Genomic DNA, 20,644 nt, shown 5'->3' on the forward strand with positions numbered 1-20,644 from the left:
CTAGAGCCGGATGACTTTGGACGAGATCGCAAGGCGATCTCGTCCAAAGTCTGAATCCGCCTCTCATCAAAGAGTTAGAGCATGATGTCGGCCGAAAACCGGTTTCCACTTTTCGGCATCATGCTCTAGCGTCGCTCAGCCGCGCGAACCGCAGCAGGCTTTGGCCTCTGCCGGAAGCTGGAAATTGCCTTGGCAACGGCAAGAGCGGCCGCAATCCATGCGAGAGTATTCATCGAAGCGCCTCCGTGGCCGCAGGACGCACCTTTCAAGACCCGCGTCCAAATTGACCGACTTCGATTATGGATCGGAGGCGGTCCAAGGCGCAACGCTCGTCCGGGTGGGATGGTTCCCACGCGAGGCGGTGGGTCGCCCACTTACGCCTCATAAGGTAAAGGGCGCCTGAATCGCTTTCAGATCCACAGAATCTCAAAGCTGCTCTCGCACTTTGCCTTACCGCATTTCCTCAACGCGAGCCCGCGGCGGCGGCGTTCAGGAAAGCCCTAAAGTCCATCAAACAGGGCGGTGGACAAATAGCGCTCGGCGAAGGAGGGAATGATGAGGACGATATTCTTGCCTTCGAATTCTGGTCGCAGGCCGATTTCGACAGCCGCCGCGACCGCCGCGCCCGAGGAAATGCCAACCGGAATGCCTTCAAGCCGGGCGATGAGGCGGGCGGTGTCGAAGGAGGTCTGATTGCCGACCGTCACCACCTCGTCGATCAGAGAACGGTCCAGGATCGAGGGAACAAAGCCGGCGCCGATGCCTTGAATCTTGTGCGGGCCCGGTTGCCCGCCCGAGAGAACTGGCGAATCCTCGGGCTCGACCGCGATGATTTTCAGGCCCGGCCGGCGTGGCTTCAGAACTTGCGCGACGCCGGTGATAGTCCCACCCGTTCCCACCCCGGAAACAAAGACGTCGATTTCGCCTTGGGTGTCGGTCCAAATTTCCTCGGCCGTCGTCAGCCGGTGGATCTCGGGATTGGCGGGGTTTTCGAACTGCTTGGGGATAATCGAATCGGGCGTCGCTTCGGCGAGTTCCTGCGCCCTGGCGATGGCCCCTTTCATTCCTTGCGGCGCCGGTGTGAGGACGAGTTCGGCGCCGAGAAGCGCCAGCATCTTGCGGCGTTCGATCGACATCGATTCCGGCATGACGAGAATGAGCTTATAGCCGCGGGCGGCGGCGACGAAGGCCAGCGCTATTCCGGTATTGCCGGAGGTCGGCTCGATGAGCGTCGTCTTGCCAGGGGTGATCTTGCCGGCGGCCTCCATCACGGAGATCATATGGACGCCAATCCGATCCTTCACACTTGAAATCGGATTGAAAAATTCCAGCTTTGCGAGGAGGTTGGCCTTGACACCTCGCTCTTGGGCGATCTTCCGCAGCCGGACAAGAGGCGTGTTGCCGATCGTATCGGTGATCGAGTCATAAATCTTGCCGCGCCCCGGCGCCTGCGCGGTGTCCTCGGCCGATTTTGCGGCGGTCTGCGCCATTGTCTTGCTCCAACGATGTTTGTTCGAATTGGGGGCTGCGGAATGGCCCGTCCGTGCGGCGCCGATCCGAAGCAAGGTGAAGTCCAGAGCGCTGATGCGACAAGGCCGATCGGCATAAATAAAAACGCGATCGTCGGCATGAAGCATAGTGCGGCCCCATGCCGGCCGATTTTCTACGTCCTCCGGGTCGATCAGCCCTGAGGTTGAGGAACGATCCGCAAATAGGGGCGCGGCGCCGTCCATCCGTTCGGGTATTTCTTCTTGGCGTCCTCGTCGGAAACCGAGGGAACGATGATCACGTCCTCGCCATTCTTCCAATTGACCGGCGTCGCGACCTGATGCTTCGAGGTCAGCTGCAGGGAATCAATCACCCGAAGCACTTCGTCGAAGTTGCGGCCCGTGCTGGCCGGATAGGTCAACGTCAGTTTGATTTTCTTGTCGGGTCCGACGATGAAGACGGAGCGCACCGTCAGGGTGTCACTCGCATTGGGGTGAATCATGCCGTAGAGGTCGGCGACCTTGCGCTCCGGATCGGCGATCAGCGGAAAATTCAGCGCATGGCCTTGGGTTTCCTTGATGTCGTCCGCCCATTTCTCATGGCTGGCGAGCGGATCGACGCTAAGGCCGATCGCCTTGACATTGCGCTTGTCGAATTCGGGTTTCAGCTTCGAGGTATAGCCGAGCTCGGTCGTGCAGACCGGCGTGAAGTTCTTAGGATGCGAAAACAAGACAACCCACGAATCGCCCGCCCATTCATGGAAGCGGATGTGGCCTTCGGTGGTGTCGGCTTCGAAATCAGGGGCTATGTCGCCCAGTTGAAGTGCCATCTCACATACTCCGAAATAGTCTACTGGAACGTCCGCGCATGCGCGCGGCCGCGCTCGGCATGGCGCGCGCGCCGCTTGCCAAACGAGGCCGAGCGCCTCTCCGCGAGAGTATTAAGTCTACGCTTCCTGTCAACAAACAAAAGCGCATATCTAGAATCATTCCATATGATAGGAATTCGAAGCTCGCAGGCCTTTGCCGCGCAGGCTCTTGCCCCACCTCAGCCGGGGCTTGGGCTGCTCAGCGCTGGCGTCATGCGGCGCGAGCGAGGCCGCCCGCCGCGGCCAAGGCTTGGTCGAGATCGGCGATGATGTCGTCGATATGTTCGATGCCGATCGAAAGGCGCACATAGCCGGGCGTGACGCCGGTGGCGGATTGCTCTTCGGCCGAGAGTTGCGAATGGGTGGTCGTCGCGGGATGGATGGCGAGGCTGCGCGAGTCGCCGATATTGGCGACGTGATAAAAAAGTTCGAGATGATCGATGAACCGGCGCCCCGCCTCGGCGCCGCCCTTGAGTTCAAACCCGACGAGGCCGCCGTAGCCGCCAACGAGATATTTGTCGGCGCGCTCGCGGGTGGCGCCGGTCTGCAGCGACGGATAGATGACTTTGGTGATTTCCGGCTTTTTGGTGAGATGGTTGGCGACCGCCTCGGCGTTCCTGGCGTGGCGTTCGATCCGCAGCGCAAGCGATTCGATGCCTTGCAGAATGAGGAAAGCATTGAAGGGGGCGAGCGGGGCGCCGAGATCACGCAGCAAGGTGGTGCGCGCCTTGATGATATAGGCGATGGGTCCCAGCGGTTTGACCGCCTCGGTCCAAACCGCGCCGTGATAGCTTGGATCGGGCGTATTTAATGCGGGCTGGCGCTCCTTAAATTGCTCCCAATCGAAATTGCCGCCATCGACGATGAGCCCGCCGATCGAATTGCCGTGCCCGCCGAGATATTTCGTAGCCGAATAGACGACGATCGCCGCGCCATGAGCGATCGGGCGGCAGAGAATTGGCGCGGCGGTATTGTCGACGATGAGCGGGATGCCGAACGCGCGGCCGATGGCGGCGACCTCCGCGATCGGAAATACGGCGAGTTTCGGATTGGGCAGGGTCTCGGCGTAATAGGCTCTTGTCCGGGCATCGGTCGCGCGGCGAAAATTCTCGGGATCGCTCGGATCGACAAAACGGACCTCGATGCCTTGATCCTTCAAAGTATTGGCGAAGAGATTCCAGGTGCCGCCGTAAAGATCGGTCGAACTGACGATATTGTCGCCGACCCGGGCGAGGTTCTGCACGGAGAAGGCCGAGGCCGCCTGACCGGAGGCGAGCGCCAGCGCGGCGACGCCGCCCTCCAGCGCGGCGACGCGCTGCTCGAGGACATCGACGGTCGGATTGCCGATGCGGGTGTAGATATTGCCGAGCTCCTTCAGCGCGAAAAGATCGGCGGCGTGCTGGGTGTCGCGGAATTGATAGGAGGTCGTCTGATAGATTGGAACGGCGACGGCGCCGGTCGCCGGATCGGCGCGCCAGCCGGCGTGCAGCGCGAGGGTCTCCGGCTTTGTCGATTGCGTCGCCATTGCTGTTCTCCTTAGAGTTTTTCAAGCCGGAGCATTTGCGCGGCCTTATTGCAGCGGCCATCGCGCTCCGGCGCGCCCAAGCGGTCCGGTTATTTTTGGCCTAAAATTAGACCGGCTTCAAATCATATAAGTGAAGGAATCATAGGCGAGTTCGCTCAGAATCTGATTCATGCTGCGGGCGGGGGATTCGACGCAGCCTGAGGTTCCGACCGCGCGCGCGGGAACGCCCGCCATCGTCGTGTTGGGCGGCACAGGATGCAGCACGACCGACCCCGCGGCGATGAGCGAGCAAGAGCCGATTTCGATATTGCCGAGGATTTTCGCGCCGGCGCCGATCATCACGCCGCGCCTGATTTTAGGGTGCCGATCGCCGGTTTCCTTGCCGGTGCCGCCGAGCGTCACATTTTGCAAGATGGAGACATCATCGTCGATCACGGATGTCGCGCCGACGACGAGGCCGGTCGCATGGTCGAGGAAAATGCCCTTGCCGAAACGCGCGGCCGGATTGATGTCGGTTTGGAAAACGTCCGATGAGCGGCTCTGCAAATAAAGCGCGAAATCGGCGCGATCATGGGTCCAGAGCCAATGCGCCAGCCGATGCGTCTGAATGGCGTGGTAGCCCTTGAAGTAGAGAAAGGGTTCGATCAAGCGCTCGCAGGCGGGGTCGCGTTCAAGGACCGCCCCTATGTCGGCGCGGAAAGCGGTGGGGATCGAGGGGTCGTCGGCGATTGCTTTGCCGAATGCGTCGGCGATGAGATAGGCCGGAACCGTCTCGTTGCCGAGTCGCGCCGAAATCCGATGAGCGACGGCGTCTTCGAAATTTGACCGGTTCAGAATGGAATTCACAAACAGCGGCGCCAAGACGCGTTCATGCGAAAACGCGTCTTCGGCCTCTTGCCGCAGGCGCGCCCAAAGCAATTCGGAAAGATCCGCCTCCGTTTTGGACGCGGCCGGCGGCTGAGGGTTTGTAATAAGCGTCATTTGCCCGATTACCCGTCGGTTCATGGGCCCGGTCTCCCAAAACATAGATAGCGTCTTCGGCCTCGCCAGCGTGTCTTGCCCCAATCGCGCTTCGCCCAAAGCTGACGGCGCGGCGATTCGCGGGCCCGCTCCAGACCGGGCGCGGAGATCGACCAAAACCGCCGCAAATTATAAGTTGGTCGATAGATTAAATGGATAAAGCGAATTTGTCGATGGCCGCTCTCTTATTTTGCGCAAGCGACGGTTCCCACGCCGCTGCTGCCCCGCGACGAACCTACTAAAGCGGCGCTTTCGGCGCCAAATAATATCAAGAATAACGCATTTGACAGGCCAAGGAGCGCTAAATTTTTTTGAAGCATGGCCGCCGCAGGGCCAAAGCCTTTTCGCGCGAAGCAGAAACCCGTTGGCGTCAATAAAATGCAAGAAAACAAACAACTACAGCCTCTCTCCAATGTTGCCGAGTCGAAGAGAGCTCTAACCGCGGTCTCAGGGCGGATTGACCTCGCTTGAATTAAGACATTTATGCAAATGAACTGGGTTCAGGCATTGGAGACGTTGAAGCAGGTGGACTGGCACGTCATCAATCCGCTCTATTCGATTTCCGGCTTTATCGTTGGCGTTCTCGTCGGGTTTACCGGCGTTGGCGGCGGTTCTCTCATGACGCCGCTTCTCGTGCTGCTCTTTGGGATTGCGCCTGGGACCGCCGTCGGCACCGACCTTCTCTACGCCGCGATCACGAAAGCCAGCGGAACCCTCGTTCATGGCCTGAACCGCACCGTCGATTGGCGCATCGTCCGCCGTCTCGCCGGCGGAAGCATCCCGGCGACCGGTCTGACTTTGCTGTTCCTCAACTATATCGGCGCGAGCCAGCACGGCGCGAGCGGACTGATCACGACCGTTCTCGGCATCGCCCTCATCCTGACCGCGATCACCTTGAATTTCCGCAAATGGCTGCTCTCGCGTCTCGCCGCCTATGTGGAAGGCTTGTCGGATGGCCAAACCCGGCTCTTGACTAATCTATTCGGCGCCTTTCTCGGCGTGCTGGTCTCAATCTCGTCGGTCGGAGCCGGGGCGATTGGCGTGACTGTGCTCATTCTCCTTTATCCGAATATCCTATCGGCCCGCATCGTCGGCTCCGACATTGCCCATGCTGTGCCTTTGACCTTGATCGCCGGCATAGGCCATTGGTTCTTGGGCTCGATCGACTGGGCCTTGCTGATGTCGCTGCTGATCGGTTCGGTGCCGGGAATTATGATCGCCAGTCGGCTGGCCGCTTTTGTGCCGGAGCGCGTGCTGCGACCCGTGCTTGCCGGCGCGCTCGCCGTCGTCGGCGCGAAGCTGAGCATTTGATCAATTCTCTCCACCGGGCTCCGCCAGCGCCGCATAGCGAAAATCGCAATGATCATCGCCCGCCATGATGGTTTTCGTTCGGGTCAGGCGGATGCCGGGATTGAAGCCGCTGCAAAAAGCGCCGTCGCGATTGCAGGAAAGGACTGCGCCGAGTTCAGCGATGCCAAGCTCCCGGTACATGTCCGCATAGCGGCAGCGGGTGACGTCGAATTCCAGCCGGTCCGCCTGGCGAAGCTTGAGATCGAGTTGTAAGGCGTCGTTCTGTTTCCAGACGGCTAGAATTTCGGCATAGGCCAGAAGGTCGGCGCGACCCCCTGGCGCGCTTCGGGCGAAGGCCGCTCCCGCTGTCTCGGCAAGGCGGATCACCGCTTTCCTCAGGATTTCGAGCGCCCGTTCGCGCCCAAGTTCGACGGCGAGCGCTTTGAATATTTCTTTGGCGAATTCCGCTTCGATCCGGCGGCGCTCGAGAAGGCTCTGCGTCAAGGTGACCTCATGTTGAAACGGCGATCGCGATCGCTCGATGGGCTGCGGCCCTATCGGCCGCCGGGTCCGCCGGAGCGCCGGCGCCGGCCGGACGGGCCCCTGCGGGCTGGCGACGCCTCGCATTCCGTCAGGTTGATCCGATCCGCCGGGGATATTGGCCCCCCCCCCGGGGGGGGGCTTCGACATAGGCTTCGACCGAAAGCCTCGCTACATTTGATCCTGTAAAAGGCCGCTCTCGGCTGTGGCGACATTGAAAACATCGCCGATCATGCGTTCGCCGATCAGCGTTCTATCCGCGCCGCGCTGCCGGCTTCCAGACGCACTGCATGGACAATTTTCAAGGCGGAGGCGGTTGCCCGGGCGCCATCGATGCGAACGGTGGCGTCTTTCGGATAGCTGATTCGCAGGTCGTTGACGATAATGCCGCCGAATTGCTCGATCGCGCCAATGACGCCTGTGCCGCCGACGCCTCATCGTCCTCGCGCGGGTCCAGAGCGACCGCCTCGCCTGTGCCGCCGATCCCCTGATCGAGAGGCGTCGCGGCGGCGAAGCGGCCGAATGGAATCAAAGCCGTTGAAAGGGTGGCCAGGAAAGCCAAAGCTCTCCGGCGAGTCGGGAAACGAGGATCGCTCACTGGCTGGGCCCTCGCGCGTCGTTCTCTTGCGCGGGTGATTCTGGCTGCGGCTTGGCGTCCTTTTCGCGATAGATATAGACGCCAAGGGTCCAGCGATATTTGCCGCCCGCATCGGTCTCGCAGGCGTCATGCGCCTCGCGATTGGCCTCCTGCAAGACTCCCAGGGCAAGATCGCGCGAGCGCTCCTCGAGGCGCTGGGCCAAAGCCTCGGACAACCCCTCATAATGCACCGCGCGCTCCAGAAATCTGGGCTTCTCCCCGAGGACATTGGCGACAGCGGCCGCAGCATGATCGTGCAGGTTGCGGCCAAGATAGTAAAGCTGCTGATCGCTGCCCGAATGCGGCACGAAAGCGGCTTCGGCCAGGACAACGCGGCCTTCGGCGTCGATTGTGACGAGCTTGCGGTCGAGCCACTCGTCGAGCACGGCCCTCGGACGGACGTCGCGCGTGACGGAGGCGACAAGAGATTCAAATGACGCATCCCCGTCATGTTCGCTGAGCCGGGGCAGGGGCAGCGGCCTCTTTCGTTCATCCGTGAATTGCGGCGCGGCGAGCCAGCGCGCGATGATGCGGCTGGCGCGCGACACGCAGGCGGGCGCGGCGCTAATGGGCGCGCCAGCTCCGCGCAGCCGCCGCACCTCTTTGCGATGGATGCCGGTCAGCAAACTGACGCGGCTGTCGGTCTGCTCCTTACGGGACAAGGCGAAATCATATTCCGCCACGTTCACATAGAGTTCGCGCAACAGATCGCAGAGCGCGGGAAATGTGATTCCGCTGTGGATCAAAAGCCGCACCAGCGGACGGAGCAGGCGCGCGATCGGCGCCTGCAGCCTTGCCGCGTCCGGAAGCGTGCGGGGGGAGGGATCATCCATCCCAGCAGCATATGGACTAAGTTTGAGTGGGCGACAATCCCACAGGTTACAAAGTGGGATTGTTACCCACTTTGTGCTTCTACAGGGAACGCGGCGCGGTCTTGCGTCGCCAGTCGGTCTTTTTCCATTTCAGGTCCGGAAGCCACTTGGGACACATCGGCCATGCCAGCGCGGAGCGCGCCACAGATCCGCGCCGGTCCGGATGATCCGAGGGGCGTTTCCTGGCCCAGAGCTCTTGCGGCATTAGCGCCTTGTCCGAAATGTCTGGCGATTCGCCAGCGCAAGTCCGGTCGATGGGACGCATTCGCGTTTCGAGGACCCGCATCGGGACAGAGGAATCCGCGCCTCTCTGCGGCGAAAAGGTCCGGTGCTGTCTGTCGGAGCCGCTCCAACGCCAAAAAAACCACTTTAGGCCTCCTGCGGCGCGGACGGCTTAACTGGTCGTTAACCATACGTTGCGTAAATGAACGAAGCACACTCTTGAGGCCCGCTCGTGACAGCCGTAACCCGCCCGCGTCACTCCATCCGTTTTCACAGCCGTTCGTACCATGCGATGGCCCTCGCGCCGGAGCCGCCCGTCGCGAACTGGCTCGCCGAGCTCGACGCCTGGCTCGAACGCTCGCCTGGCTTTTTCGCCAGCCGACCGATCGTCCTCGACCTGTTCTCCCGCAAGCTCAGCAAGAGCGATGTGGAGAGTTTGACGAAAGACCTGCTTGAGAGAAAAATCCAGGTCCTGGGCTTGGAGGGCGCCGATCCGTCCTTCGCTGAATTCGGGCTGCCGCCTTTGCTGACGAGCGGCGTGCGCCCGGCGAATGCGATCGCCGATGTGCCGGACGACGTGAATGATGGCGAACCGGTCGCGGCGCCGGTGGTCCAGCGGCCGAATTCCCTGCTGCTCGACAGCCCGGTCCGCTCCGGCCAATATATCGAACATCTGCAAGGCGACGTGATCGTCATTGGCTCCGTCGCATCAGGCGCCGAGGTCATCGCCGGCGGCTCGATCCACATTTATGGGACGCTCCGGGGCAGGGCGATCGCCGGCGCCGGCGATCCCCGCGCGCGCATTTTCTGCCGCAAGCTCGAAGCGGAGCTTCTTGCGATCGATGGCCTCTACATGACCGCCGACGACATGGAGCCGCAGTTTCGCGGCCGGTCCGTCCGCGTCTGGCTCGACGGCAATACGGTGATGATGACGGCTCAAGATTAATGGGGAGATAGCAGCATGGCCAAGGTATTGGTCGTTACGTCCGGCAAGGGCGGCGTCGGCAAGACGACATCGACGGCGGCGCTGGGCGTGGCGCTGGCGAAGGGCGGAAAAAACGTCGTCCTCGTCGATTTCGACGTTGGGTTGCGCAATCTCGATCTGGTGATGGGCGCCGAACGCAGGGTGGTCTACGACCTGATCAATGTCGTGCAAGGCGACGCCAAGCTGGCGCAAGCGCTCATTCGCGACAAGCGGATCCAGACGCTGTCATTGCTTCCCGCCTCGCAGACGCGGGACAAGGACGCCCTGACCGACGAAGGCGTCGCCCGCGTCATCGCCGAGCTGAAAGAGAAATTCGATTGGATCATCTGCGACAGCCCGGCCGGGATCGAGCGCGGCGCGACGCTCGCCATGCGCCACGCCGACGTCGCCATCGTGGTGACAAATCCTGAAGTCTCCTCGGTCCGCGATTCGGATCGGATCATCGGCCTCCTCGACTCCAAGACTGAAAAGGCGGAGCGGGGCGAGCATATGGACAAGCACCTTCTGCTCACCCGCTATGACGCGGCGCGGGCCGAACGCGGCGAAATGCTGAAAGTCGAAGACGTGCTGGAGATCCTCTCCATCCCGCTGCTGGGGATCATCCCGGAAAGCGAGGAAGTGCTTCGCGCCTCGAACGTCGGCGCGCCGGTAACCCTCAGTGACACGCCGAGCGCGCCGGCGCGGGCCTATCTGGACGCCGCCCGCAGACTCAATGGCGAAGCCCTGGAAATGACTGTTCCGAGCGACCGAAAGGGGCTCTTTGGCAAGCTTTTTGGACGGAGGGCCGCATGAACCTGATCAGCTTTTTCAAACGGCCGAACACTTCGGCGCCGGTCGCCCGGGAGCGGCTGAAGCTCATGCTGGCGCATGAACGCGCCGCCTTCGGCGCCTCGGACGTCATCGCTTTGCTTCAGGACGAGATCGTGGCGGTGATCGCCAAGCATTTTCCGGTCGAGCCGGAAGCGATCAAAATCCGCATGGACCGTGGCGACGCGATTTCAACGCTCGAAGTCGAGGTCGAAATTCCGACTCCCTTGTGCGTCAATATTTCCTTGAACGCGCCAAAGCCGGAGTTGAAGGCGGTTAACTCCGAGGCGGATGCGCCGAGGCTGGCGTCGAGCGGGCCGAAGCCGGATTCTCTCGGCCCGGCGCTGGCGAACGCGGCAAAACGCGAGCGAGTCGACCTTCACATCGAGGCCGACGGCTGAGGGCGACGCCGCCCGGTCCGTTCATCGCAAGAGCATGTTCCAAAAAAAGGCGATCGATTTTTTTTATTAGAACATGCTCCATTTTTTGAATCCGAGCGATTCCTGTTCGATCAGATGACTCAATCTGATCGGGAAGCGCTCTGGACAATCCTGCGTCTCCTTGCCGGATGGTCGAAGGTCCAGGCGCGGTCCTCGGCCTATCGGGAGCGTAGGCGCTTGGAGCCTCTGCCGGATCGTCCGATCATTTGACCTCGGACTATATCGGCCTCTCTCCATCCGTGTCATAATATATGTTTAGCTGGCGCGCCCGGGCCGATGCCGGAGTGATGCGAGCGACGCCGCAGAGCGTCCCCGATCCGCTCCGCTTCTTCAGCCGGGTTGGTCGGCCAAGCTGCTATGGGAGCGACAGGATGATCTCCAGACAAATTCTTCTATCGTTGCCCCTTCTCGCCGCGGCGACGTTCGCGCTCTCCGCCTGTGATGCGGGCCGGGGTGGGACGGCGACCATATCCTATCGTCAAGTCGGCGCATGCAATGGCTACGATGCGGCGGGAGGCCGGGTGGCGACGAGACAGAACGAAGCCTTTATCGTCTTCAAGATCGAAGCGGTGGACAATTCGCAAGCCGGCATCGATTTCACATTCGTTCCGGCCCGCCTCTACGTGGACCAATCCACGGAGCAGCAAAAGGCGGAATGGATCGGCAACCGCATTCACCGCACGCTCTCCAACGATCCGAGATTTTCGCAAAGTCTTGGCGTTGTCAGCATCGCTCCGGTGACCGTGCCGCAAGGCCAGAAAATCGAGCCGAAAGGCTATGCCGTTGTTGCAGTGGCCACCGCCAAGCCAAATGGCGCGGAGGAAGCCAGTCAAACATCCTACGAGTTGTTGTATGACTCCCAGTCGGTCGGCGCGAAAGATCCGGCCATTGTCTTCAACAAGACCAACGCCTCGCAGACCACATGGCCGCAGACCGACGACTGCAAGGCGATCAAGCTGTAATAGCCTGTCCACGGCGCGCTTAGAGCGCGTTCCGATTGGATGGAATCATCCAATCGATAAGAATTCGCTCCAGATCAATAAGTTGGAGCATGTTCTGATCGAAAAAGTCGATCAACTTTTTTAAGAACATGCTCTAGTTTGCGGCCCAGGTTCGGGATTGCCTGGAGCGCCGCGCCGATTTAGACCTCTTGCGCGCCATCGCGCCATTCTGGATCAATCAAGAAAAGTCGGGAGCCCGTCGGTGCATAAACAAAATCATCACGGACCCGCGCCAAAGCCCGCCGATCGACCCGACTGGAGGCGGATTCATCACTCGCCGCTGTTCTGGGTCGGCGCCGCGCTGTTTTTGGCGGCGATCACGATCTATCTGTGGTCCGAAGACCTCTCCTGGCGGCCGACCGTCCAGCAGCAGTGACGACCCGACCTCGCGTCGTCGCGTCCGTCCTTTAAGCCTCATCCAGTTACAAGCCCTCATGCTGAGGAGCGGGCGAAGCCCGCGTCTCGAAGCACGAGGGCGGCGCCTTTGCCCATCCTTCGAGACGCGCCCTGCAGGCGCTCCTCAGGATGAGGGGGCGCGTTTTCGCGCCCTTTCAACAGTCTAACACAAGCCCTTATCGCTCCTGTTCAAGCGATTGAGCCGAAGCCCTCATGCTGAGGAGATCGCGAAGCGATCGTCTCGAAGCACGAGGGTGTCAATGCAGGAGGCGCACTCCCTGGGCGTGTTTGCGCGGAGAAATTCATTCATCGCATGGCGGCAGAAAAGCGCGTCTGGACTTTGAACTCAAGGATCTTCGACCGCCGGAGGCGGCGGCGCTACGCGCCGTCCTTGACTTCAAAATCCAGACGCGCTCGGGTCGGCCGTGCGATGAATGGGGTGGTGTGGCCGGGGTGGCCTAAGTCTCGTTCTTTTTGCCATAGCGCAATTCATCGATGATCTTTCGCACAGAGTTGGGAATGGGACGCGTGAGCCCGTTTTTGCGGCGATAGTCTCTTGCAGCTTGATCGGCTCGAATTTCTGAAGCTTGTTTGCTCAGACCGAATCGCAATGCAATTGATGCAGCGTTTTCGTTTGGTTTTATTCGATGCAAGGGAGCGAGGACAGCGGCTGCAAATCGATCTGTTATAGTTTCGATCCGTCGTATTTTGGTCGAGATCGCTTTTTCAAGACTGCCTTTGGCGCTTCTATTTCGTACTCCGGCATGGCCAAGGTAGGCGTGCGCTATTTCATGCACAATCGTAAATCGAGCCCGTGGGTCCGCGTTTGGCCTATTCGCCTTTTCGAAGACCGAGCGCCTAATAAGCAACTGATTTTTGTCGGCGTCCCAACGCCCCCCTGGGTCAAGTAATTCATAGTCCTCAACAAGCGCGTAGCTTATCCCTGGAAGGAGCCGCTTCAGCTTGTAGACCAGCGTAGGTACATCCAGCCAGTCCGAATCGTCCACGCCAATCGCTAGACGAAATTGACGGGCTTTAGCTTCAATTTCGTCCTCGTCCAAGCTATGCATCTTGAGTCCCCTCAACTACACCCCGTCGTCGCCCCGCAAGCATCGCACTTCAAGCACGTCCCATTGCGCACGAGCGTAAAGTTCCCGCACTCTGAGCAAGCCTCGCCGGTGTAGCCTTTCATCCGCGCTTGGCTGCGCTTTTCCGCTATCGCCGAGCGCTCGGCCGGGGTGGTCCACTCCAGTCCGCCGAGTTCGGCTTCGACCTCCATTTCGAGATCGTTCTTCAAGGCCGTGGCCGCCTGCGATGAGGCCTGCGCGGACGCTTGCGCGCCGCCTTGCACGAGCATCAATTTATCCGCCTTGGAGCGCACGAAGCCGCGCGAGACGAATTTTTCGGTTGAGCCCGGAACGCCGCCTTGCGGCGGGCGGCCCTGGCTCTCGCCCTTGCCGAGAACGTCGGGGCCGATGTCGGTTGGATCGATATGGGCGAGGTCGTTGCGGCCTAGATAAGAGATCGCCAGTTCGCGGAAAATATAGTCGAGGATCGAGGTCGCGTTCTTGATCGTCTCATTGCCCTGCACCAACCCCGCCGGCTCGAATCGCGTGAAGGTGAAGGCGTCGACATATTCTTCGAGCGGCACGCCATATTGCAGCCCGACCGAGATCGCGATGGCGAAATTATTCATCAAGGAGCGGAAGGCGGCGCCCTCCTTGTGCATGTCGATGAAGATTTCGCCGATGCGGCCATCGACATATTCGCCGGTGCGCAAATAGACCTTGTGGCCGCCGACCACCGCCTTTTGCGTATAGCCCTTGCGGCGGTCGGGCAGGCGCTCGCGCTCCCTGACCCGTTCGATCCGCTCGACGATCCGCTCGACGATTCGCTCGGCGACGACGCTGGTGCGCGCTGGAGCATTCGAGGCGATCAGCGCCTCGACGGCATCATCCACTTCGTCGTCATCGTCTTCAATCAACTGGCTGTTCAAAGGCTGCGACAGTTTCGATCCGTCGCGGTAGAGCGCATTGGCCTTCAGCCCAAGCCGCCAGGAAAGCAGATAGGCCGATTTGCAATCCTCGATGGTTGCGTCATTGGGCATGTTGATCGTCTTCGAGATCGCGCCGGAGATGAAGGGCTGCGCCGCCGCCATCATCCTGATGTGGCTTTCGACCGAGAGGCTGCGCTTGCCGGTGCGCCCGCAGGGGCTGGCGCAATCGAACACCGCGTAATGCTCTTGCTTGAGATGGGGGGCGCCCTCGACCGTCATGGCGCCGCAGACGTAGATGTTGGCGGCGTCGATCTCGGCGCGGGTAAAGCCGAGATAGCTCAGCAGATCGAAGTTTTGATCCTCAAGTTTTTCCGCTGGGATCTTGAGGCTTTGGGTCAGAAACTCCGCGCCAAGCGTCCATTTGTTGAAGACGAATTTAATGTCGAAGGCGGCTTCGAGCTTGGCCTCAAGCTCGGCGAGCTTGGCTTCGGTGAAGCCCTTCGCCGTAAGGCTCGCGGGATTGATCCCCGGCGCGCCGCGCAGCGAGGCGCGGCCGACCGCATAGGTGATGATCTCGTCGATCTCGGCTTGCGCATAGCCAAGGATGCGCAAGCCCTCGGGGACGGCGCGATTGATGATCTTGAAATAGCCGCCGCCGGCGAGTTTCTTGAACTTGACGAGGGCGAAATCGGGCTCAATTCCGGTCGTGTCGCAATCCATGACAAGGCCGATCGTGCCGGTCGGCGCGACGACGCTGACCTGCGCGTTGCGATAGCCGTGGCGCTCGCCGAGCGCCACCGCGCGCTCCCACGCGGCGCGGGCATGATCGCCTAGGGCCTTAGTAGGGAGCGCCGCGTGATCGAGCGGGACCGGCGCGATGGACAAGGCCTCATAGCCGAAACTCTCGCCCTGCGCCGCGCGGCGATGGTTGCGCATGACGCGCAGCATGGCGCCCGCATTCTCCTTGTAGCCGTCGAAGGGCCCAAGTTCGCCGGCCATTTCGGCCGAGGTCGCATAGGCGACGCCGGTCATGATGGCGGAGAGCGCGCCGCAGATGGCGCGGCCTTGATCGCTGTCATAGGCGATGCCGGACGACATCAAGAGGCCGCCGATATTGGCGTAGCCAAGACCCAGGGTGCGATAGTCGTAAGAGAGCCGGGCGATTTCCTTGGCCGGAAACTGTGCCATCAGGACCGAGATTTCGAGCACGACAGTCCAGAGCCGGACCGCATGTTCGTAAGCTTCGACGTCGAAAACTTCGGTCGCCGGATTGCGGAACTGCAACAGGTTGAGCGAGGCGAGATTGCAGGCCGTATCGTCGAGGAACATATATTCGGAGCACGGGTTCGAGGCGACGATCGGCCCGGCGGCGGGGCAGGTGTGCCAGTCGTTGATCGTCGTGTGATATTGCAAGCCGGGATCGGCCGAGGCCCAAGCGGCGTGGCCGATCTTTTCCCAAAGCTCGCGCGCCTTCATCACCTTATGCGCCTTGCCGTCGAGGCGCCGGGTCAAGGTCCAATCGCCATCCTCCTCGACCGCCCGCAAGAACGCGTCGGTGACGCGCACGGAATTGTTCGAGTTCTGGCCGGAAACAGTGAGATAGGCCTCGGAATCCCAATCGGTGGTGAAGGTCGGAAAGTCGATGTTCGCATGGCCCTGGCGTGCCAACTGGATCGTCTTCTTGATGGCGGAGTCGGGGACGAAGGCCCGCCGCGCGAGCTTGATTTCTTTCTTCAGCGCCGGGTTTTTCTCTGGGTTGAAACAATCGTCGCCGGGACCGTCGCAATTGACGCAGGCGCGGAGAATCGCCTTCATCGCCTTCTTCAAGATTTTCGAGCCGGCGACGAGCGCGGCGACCTTCTGCTCCTCCTTCACCTTCCACTCGATATAATCCTCGATGTCGGGATGATCCGCGTCGACGACGACCATTTTCGCGGCGCGCCGCGTGGTGCCGCCCGATTTGATGGCGCCGGCGGCGCGGTCGCCGATCTTGAGGAAGGACATGAGGCCGGAGGATTTGCCGCCGCCCGAAAGCTTTTCGTTCTCGCCGCGCAATTTCGAGAAATTCGAGCCGGTGCCCGAGCCATACTTAAAGAGCCGCGCCTCGCGCACCCAAAGGTCCATGATGCCGCCATCGTTGACGAGATCGTCGGCGACGGATTGGATGAAGCAAGCATGCGGTTGCGGATGTTCGTAGGCCGTCTTCGACTTGACGAGCTTTTTGGTCTCGTGGTCGACGTAATAATGGCCCTGGCTCGGACCATCGATTCCATAGGCCCAATGCAGTCCGGTGTTGAACCATTGCGGCGAATTGGGCGCCGCGATCTGCTTGGCGAGCATGAAGCGCAATTCGTCGTAAAAGGCCTGTGCGTCGGCCTCGGAGTCGAAATATTTGCCTTTCCAGCCCCAATAGGTCCAGGCGCCGGCGAGCCGGTCGAACACCTGTTTGGCCGAGGTCTCCGAGGCATAATGCTCGGTCTTGGGGAGGCTCGCGAGCGCCGCCTCATCGGGTTCTGAGCGCCACAGGAACGAGGGGAGCGCAGTGTCCTCGATTCGCTTCAGGCGCGCCGGCACGCCGGCCTTGCGGAAGTATTTTTGCGCGAGAACGTCGGCCGCGACCTGGCTCCAGCTTGCCGGAACCTCGACCCCTTCGAGCGAAAACACGACCGACCCGTCGGGATTGCGGATTTCGCTCTTGGTCAGGCGAAATTCGATGTCTGCATAGGGGGATCGATCAGTCTTGGTGAAGCGGCGCTCGATATGCATTTTTCGTCGGACCTTTGAAACTTGGTGCCACTAGATATTGTGGCTATCCGCTTAAGATGACGTAAATGTCGTATATCTCCAAATCTGGAACAAGCGCCGTGCACAGCAAAATTCAAAGTGTGGAGAAGTCGCATTTAGGGCGGGCGGGCGGTCGCCCCAAGTGCTAAGCTATAAATTGCGCCCTCGGCGAGGAATGCGCGTTTGCGCGTCCGGCGCCGCAAGGCTGGACAGCGCCGTCGGCGCCAGCCATAAAGGCGCCGACGTGCGAAATTCCGCGAAGCCGAAGGCAGCTCAGCCCATGATATGGCTCTATCGACTTTTTACGTGGTGGAACGGCCAGACCATCAACACCGCCGTTCACACCTTGCTTTTTGGCAAGTTCGTCGGAAAGGACGAGTTTGGCAATCGCTATTACCGCCGCCGCAAGATTGACCCGGCGCTGGGCTTCGAGCGCCGCTGGGTGATCTATGCCGGCGAGAGCGAGGGCTCGATGACGCCGCCCGGCTGGTATGGCTGGCTCCATCACACGGTCGATGCGCCGCCGACCGAGGAGGCCTATGTCGCGCGCGAATGGCAATTGCCCTATCGGCCGAATTTGACCGGCACGCCGGAGGCTTGGCGTCCACCGGGCTCCACCCTGCGCGCCAATGCCCGGCCGGCCGCGACTGGCGATTATGAGGCCTGGACGCCTGAAGGCTGAGCCTCGGCGCATGAAGGGCGATCGAAACGCAACGGGGAAGCGCCGGGCCCTATTCCGGCCCGAATTTCGTGGCTGTCAGATGCGGACGATGGCCGGAAACAGGTTTCGTTTGCAGCTAGGCCCATTGTCGCAGAGGCGGCCTTTTCCTTCATGATTCGATTTTTTAAGCGGCAGCCAGGTCTCCCATGTTCGAATGCGTGAAGCGAGGCCTAACGAAAGTCGCCGTCGCCGCCTGTCTTTCCGGCCTCTTGACTCTTATCGGCTTTGAAGCGGCGCTGGCCGACAAGCTCAAGCATCCCATCGCGGTGTTTTCCGGTTTGGACAAGATCACCGGACGCATTATCGCTTTCGAGGTCGCGACCGACGAAACGGTGCAATTCGGCTCGCTGCAGATCACCGAGCGGGTGTGCTACACAAGGCCCGCGACGGAGACCCCGCAGACGACCACTTTCATCGAAGTCGAGGAGGTCGGCGCAGCCAATGAGTATAAGCGGATTTTTTCCGGCTGGATGTTCGCCGCCAGTCCGGGCCTGCACGGCATCGAGCATCCCGTCTATGATATTTGGCTGACCGATTGCAAAGGCGGCGCCGAGGTCGTGGCCAGTCCTGAAACAACCGAGGCCGAGCCGCCGCCGGCGGCGCCGGAGATTGCAAAGCCCCCGGCCCAAAAGCCGACGCCGCGCACCCGCAAGGCGCAGCCGATCGAGGAATTGAATGGCGGAGCGCCGCAAAATCGCGGGCCGATCGAGGTCGGGCCGCCGCCGGGCCTGATACCGGCGCCGCAGGGCCAGCGGCGCGCGCCGACGCAGCGCTACTATCCGACGGCGCCCGGCGGCGCGGCGGATCCGGCCGGAGCAAGCGGTTTTTGAGCTGCTTGCCGTAAACGCGAACGATCTTTTCGAGAGATGGCATTCGCCGGCTTTGCCGGTTGGGTCTTGCTTTGGTCCCGAAAAAGTTGACCGACTTTTTCGATATTGAGACATCGGATATATCCGATGTCTCATCAGGACATGCTCCAACTCTTTGATTTTGAGCGAGTCCTTGTCGAACACATGATTCCATGTGATCGGGACGCGCTCCGGCGGCGCGCCGATCGAGAGCATTGATTGAATCGGGAATGCGCCCGGGCCTATGGCGCCGGGCGGCGCAGAAGCCTCGCGCCGCGGTCCGCCTCTTGTATTCTGGTTGGCGAACCCAATTTTTATTGAGAATCAGTCGTTTCAACATCCGTCGAACCGGAACGCATTGCTCCAGTTAAGCCGGCCTAGCTCTCTATCTAATTGATTTGACAGATAATCCTATCTCAGAGCGTGCGGCGGGCGCTGGATCTTATCCTGGCGGCGATGATTGCGCCGCGCGGTATCGTGCAGCCTGGCCGAGCGAGCGGCCGAGGTGAACCTTAACGAAGTTTCATTCGGCTGAAATGGCGGTGTAAGCTGCGCTCCCCCATATTCATTGTCATCCGCACGGCGCCGCCGTCGAAGTCTTTGCAGTCCCAGTCTTTGCTATGGAGAATTCAAACAATGGCTAGTTCCTGGTTTCCCCGGACCGAAGCGATGAGCGCGTCCCATGCCGCGCCGGGCCGGCGGCCAACACTGCGCGCGGCGCTGCTTGGCGCGGCTGCGGCTGTCGCCCTGACCGGCGGCCTCGCCAACGGCCTGTCCACCCCAGCTCTTGCCGCAACCGCGACCGAGGCGTCGCCGGCGGTGTCTCCCTCTTCCTTCGCCGATGTCGTCGAGCGCGTTCGCGGCGCCGTGGTTTCGGTCAAGGTAAAGATCACCGAGGCCGCCGATTCGGACGATGATGGCGAGATGCCTCAATTTGCCCCGGGCGATCCGCTCGAACGCTTTTTCAAGCGGTTCGGCGAAAAAGGCGCGCCGTTTGAGCGGCGCGGCAAGCCGCATGCTTCGCAGGCGCAAGGTTCGGGCTTTATCATTTCTTCGGACGGCTATGTCGTGACCAATAATCACGTCGTGGAACACGCGGCGGATGTCGCCTTGACCATGGAGGACGGCAAGAGCGTGCAGGCGACCGTCGTCGGCACCGATAAAAAGACCGATCTTGCGCTCTTGAAGATCAAGGAGCCTGGCTCCTATCCGCACGTCAATTTCGCCTCCGCCACGCCGCGCGTCGGCGAATGGGTGATCGCGGTCGGCAATCCTTTCGGCCTCGGCGGAACGGTGACAGCGGGCATCGTTTCGGCGCGCGGGCGCGACATCGGCGCCGGGCCTTATGACGATTTTTTGCAGATCGACGCGCCGGTGAACCGCGGCAATTCGGGCGGTCCGACCTTCAACGCGCAGGGGGAGGTTGTCGGCATCAATACCGCGATCTTCTCGCCCTCCGGCGGCAGCGTCGGCATCGGCTTCGCCATTCCGGCCGAGAGCGCGCAGGCCGTCATCGCCTCGCTGAAGGACAAGGGCTCGGTCGCGCGCGGCTGGATCGGCGTCCAGATTCAGCCTGTAACGGCGGACATCGCCGATAGTCTCGGCTTGAAGTCGAGCAAGGGCGCGCTCGTGGCCGAAGCCCAGCCCAATTCCCCGGCGACGGCCGCGGGCATCAAATCGGGCGACGTGATCCTTGGCATCGACGGCGAGCGGATCGATGGTCCGCGCGATCTCGCCCGCAAGGTGGCGGCGCTCGGCCCCGGTAAGAAGACGGATCTGATCTATTGGCATAATGGCGCGGAAAAAACCGCCGCCGTGAAGCTTGGAACCTTGCCCGACGAAAAAGAAGCCAATGCAAGGCCCGCGGCCGGCGCCGATAACAGCGCCTTCCGCGGCCTCGGCCTGAAGCTTGCTCCCGCCGCATCCATCCAGGGCGCGGGGAGCGAAGGCGTGGTCGTCGCCGATGTCGATCCCGACGGCGTCGCCGCGCAGAAGGGCCTTCGCGTCGGCGACGTCATCCTCGAAGCCGGCGGCCATGCCGTCAGCCAGCCGACCGAGATCAGCGCGGTCCTGGCCGACGCCAAGAAAGAGGGCCGCAAGGCGGTGCTGCTGCGGATCAAAGGCAGCGAAGGCACGCGTTTCGTCGCTATTGCGATCAATCCAGCTTCCTAAGCCTCTCGCCCCGAGGCTTTGCGGGCTGGCGT

At 61.3% G+C, this 20,644-nt stretch carries 16 protein-coding genes and 1 pseudogene; 9 read left to right on the top strand and 8 right to left on the bottom strand.

Annotated features, from left to right (window positions below; all coding sequences use genetic code 11):
- Window positions 1-500: 500 nt before the first annotated feature.
- The 4 genes from cysK to cysE all read right to left on the bottom strand — a co-directional run bounded on the left by cysK (window position 501) and on the right by cysE (window position 4,886).
- Window positions 501-1,490, bottom strand: a complete 990-nt coding sequence (gene cysK, locus DL86_RS08245) for a cysteine synthase A (RefSeq protein WP_036260308.1) — start codon at window positions 1,488-1,490, stop codon at window positions 501-503.
- 191 nt (window positions 1,491-1,681) lie between these two features.
- Entirely contained in the window at window positions 1,682-2,317 is a 636-nt protein-coding gene (locus DL86_RS08250) for a peroxiredoxin (protein ID WP_036260101.1), read from the bottom strand.
- A gap of 250 nt (window positions 2,318-2,567) precedes the next feature.
- Complete coding sequence (locus DL86_RS08255) at window positions 2,568-3,881, bottom strand: O-acetylhomoserine aminocarboxypropyltransferase/cysteine synthase family protein (RefSeq protein WP_036260103.1); 1,314 nt, start codon at window positions 3,879-3,881, stop codon at window positions 2,568-2,570.
- A 117-nt stretch (window positions 3,882-3,998) separates the two neighbouring features.
- Window positions 3,999-4,886, bottom strand: coding sequence for a serine O-acetyltransferase (gene cysE, locus DL86_RS08260; protein ID WP_036260105.1), 888 nt, complete (start codon window positions 4,884-4,886; stop codon window positions 3,999-4,001).
- 504 nt (window positions 4,887-5,390) lie between these two features.
- Between cysE and DL86_RS08270 the strand changes: the two genes are divergently transcribed.
- Window positions 5,391-6,212, top strand: a complete 822-nt coding sequence (locus DL86_RS08270; protein ID WP_051953032.1) for a sulfite exporter TauE/SafE family protein — start codon at window positions 5,391-5,393, stop codon at window positions 6,210-6,212.
- Here the strand turns inward: DL86_RS08270 and DL86_RS08275 are convergent, their stop codons facing one another.
- Together DL86_RS08275 and DL86_RS08285 are read right to left on the bottom strand one after the other, a co-directional pair.
- Window positions 6,213-6,695 carry an L-2-amino-thiazoline-4-carboxylic acid hydrolase gene (locus tag DL86_RS08275; RefSeq protein WP_036260313.1) on the bottom strand — a complete coding sequence of 161 codons (483 nt, stop codon included), beginning with the start codon at window positions 6,693-6,695 and terminating at the stop codon, window positions 6,213-6,215.
- Window positions 6,696-7,325: 630 nt separating this feature from the next.
- Window positions 7,326-8,201 carry a DUF6502 family protein gene (locus tag DL86_RS08285; RefSeq protein ID WP_036260114.1) on the bottom strand — a complete coding sequence of 292 codons (876 nt, stop codon included), beginning with the start codon at window positions 8,199-8,201 and terminating at the stop codon, window positions 7,326-7,328.
- A 493-nt stretch (window positions 8,202-8,694) separates the two neighbouring features.
- Here DL86_RS08285 and minC point away from each other — a divergent pair, with 493 nt between their 5' ends.
- The 5 genes and pseudogenes from minC (at window position 8,695) to DL86_RS20265 (ending at window position 12,071) form a co-directional block, all read left to right on the top strand.
- Window positions 8,695-9,408: a septum site-determining protein MinC gene (gene minC, locus DL86_RS08295; protein WP_036260120.1), complete on the top strand. Its 714-nt coding sequence runs from the start codon at window positions 8,695-8,697 to the stop codon at window positions 9,406-9,408.
- 15 nt (window positions 9,409-9,423) lie between these two features.
- Window positions 9,424-10,239, top strand: a complete 816-nt coding sequence (gene minD / locus DL86_RS08300) for a septum site-determining protein MinD (protein ID WP_036260123.1) — start codon at window positions 9,424-9,426, stop codon at window positions 10,237-10,239.
- Window positions 10,236-10,475, top strand: a pseudogene (gene minE / locus DL86_RS20450) (cell division topological specificity factor MinE); the annotation flags it as partial. The gene minD and the pseudogene minE, both read left to right, overlap by 4 nt.
- A 590-nt stretch (window positions 10,476-11,065) precedes the next feature.
- Window positions 11,066-11,656: a hypothetical protein gene (locus tag DL86_RS08310; RefSeq protein ID WP_156964536.1), complete on the top strand. Its 591-nt coding sequence runs from the start codon at window positions 11,066-11,068 to the stop codon at window positions 11,654-11,656.
- 241 nt (window positions 11,657-11,897) lie between these two features.
- A complete protein-coding gene (locus DL86_RS20265) occupies window positions 11,898-12,071 on the top strand; it encodes a hypothetical protein (RefSeq protein WP_202899178.1) in 174 nt (57 codons plus the stop codon).
- 478 nt (window positions 12,072-12,549) lie between these two features.
- Here DL86_RS20265 and DL86_RS18680 read toward each other — a convergent pair whose 3' ends face one another.
- On the bottom strand, window positions 12,550-13,152 hold the full coding sequence (locus DL86_RS18680) for an ImmA/IrrE family metallo-endopeptidase (RefSeq protein ID WP_162180408.1): 603 nt from the start codon (window positions 13,150-13,152) through the stop codon (window positions 12,550-12,552).
- 20 nt (window positions 13,153-13,172) lie between these two features.
- Window positions 13,173-16,853 (bottom strand): vitamin B12-dependent ribonucleotide reductase, encoded by a 3,681-nt coding sequence (locus tag DL86_RS08320; protein ID WP_036260126.1) that lies wholly within the window; start codon window positions 16,851-16,853, stop codon window positions 13,173-13,175.
- Between the two features lie 298 nt (window positions 16,854-17,151).
- Here DL86_RS08320 and DL86_RS08325 point away from each other — a divergent pair, with 298 nt between their 5' ends.
- From DL86_RS08325 to DL86_RS08335, 3 genes are all read left to right on the top strand, one after another.
- Window positions 17,152-17,553 carry an NADH:ubiquinone oxidoreductase subunit NDUFA12 gene (locus DL86_RS08325; RefSeq protein WP_036260320.1) on the top strand — a complete coding sequence of 134 codons (402 nt, stop codon included), beginning with the start codon at window positions 17,152-17,154 and terminating at the stop codon, window positions 17,551-17,553.
- Window positions 17,554-17,738: 185 nt separating this feature from the next.
- Window positions 17,739-18,422 carry a DUF2155 domain-containing protein gene (locus DL86_RS08330; protein WP_036260128.1) on the top strand — a complete coding sequence of 228 codons (684 nt, stop codon included), beginning with the start codon at window positions 17,739-17,741 and terminating at the stop codon, window positions 18,420-18,422.
- 654 nt (window positions 18,423-19,076) lie between these two features.
- Entirely contained in the window at window positions 19,077-20,612 is a 1,536-nt protein-coding gene (locus tag DL86_RS08335) for a Do family serine endopeptidase (protein ID WP_036260129.1), read from the top strand.
- The last annotated feature ends 32 nt before the right edge of the window (window positions 20,613-20,644 follow it).

Origin of the sequence: Methylocapsa aurea (assembly GCF_000746085.1) — a bacterium.
GTDB lineage: Bacteria > Pseudomonadota > Alphaproteobacteria > Rhizobiales > Beijerinckiaceae > Methylocapsa > Methylocapsa aurea.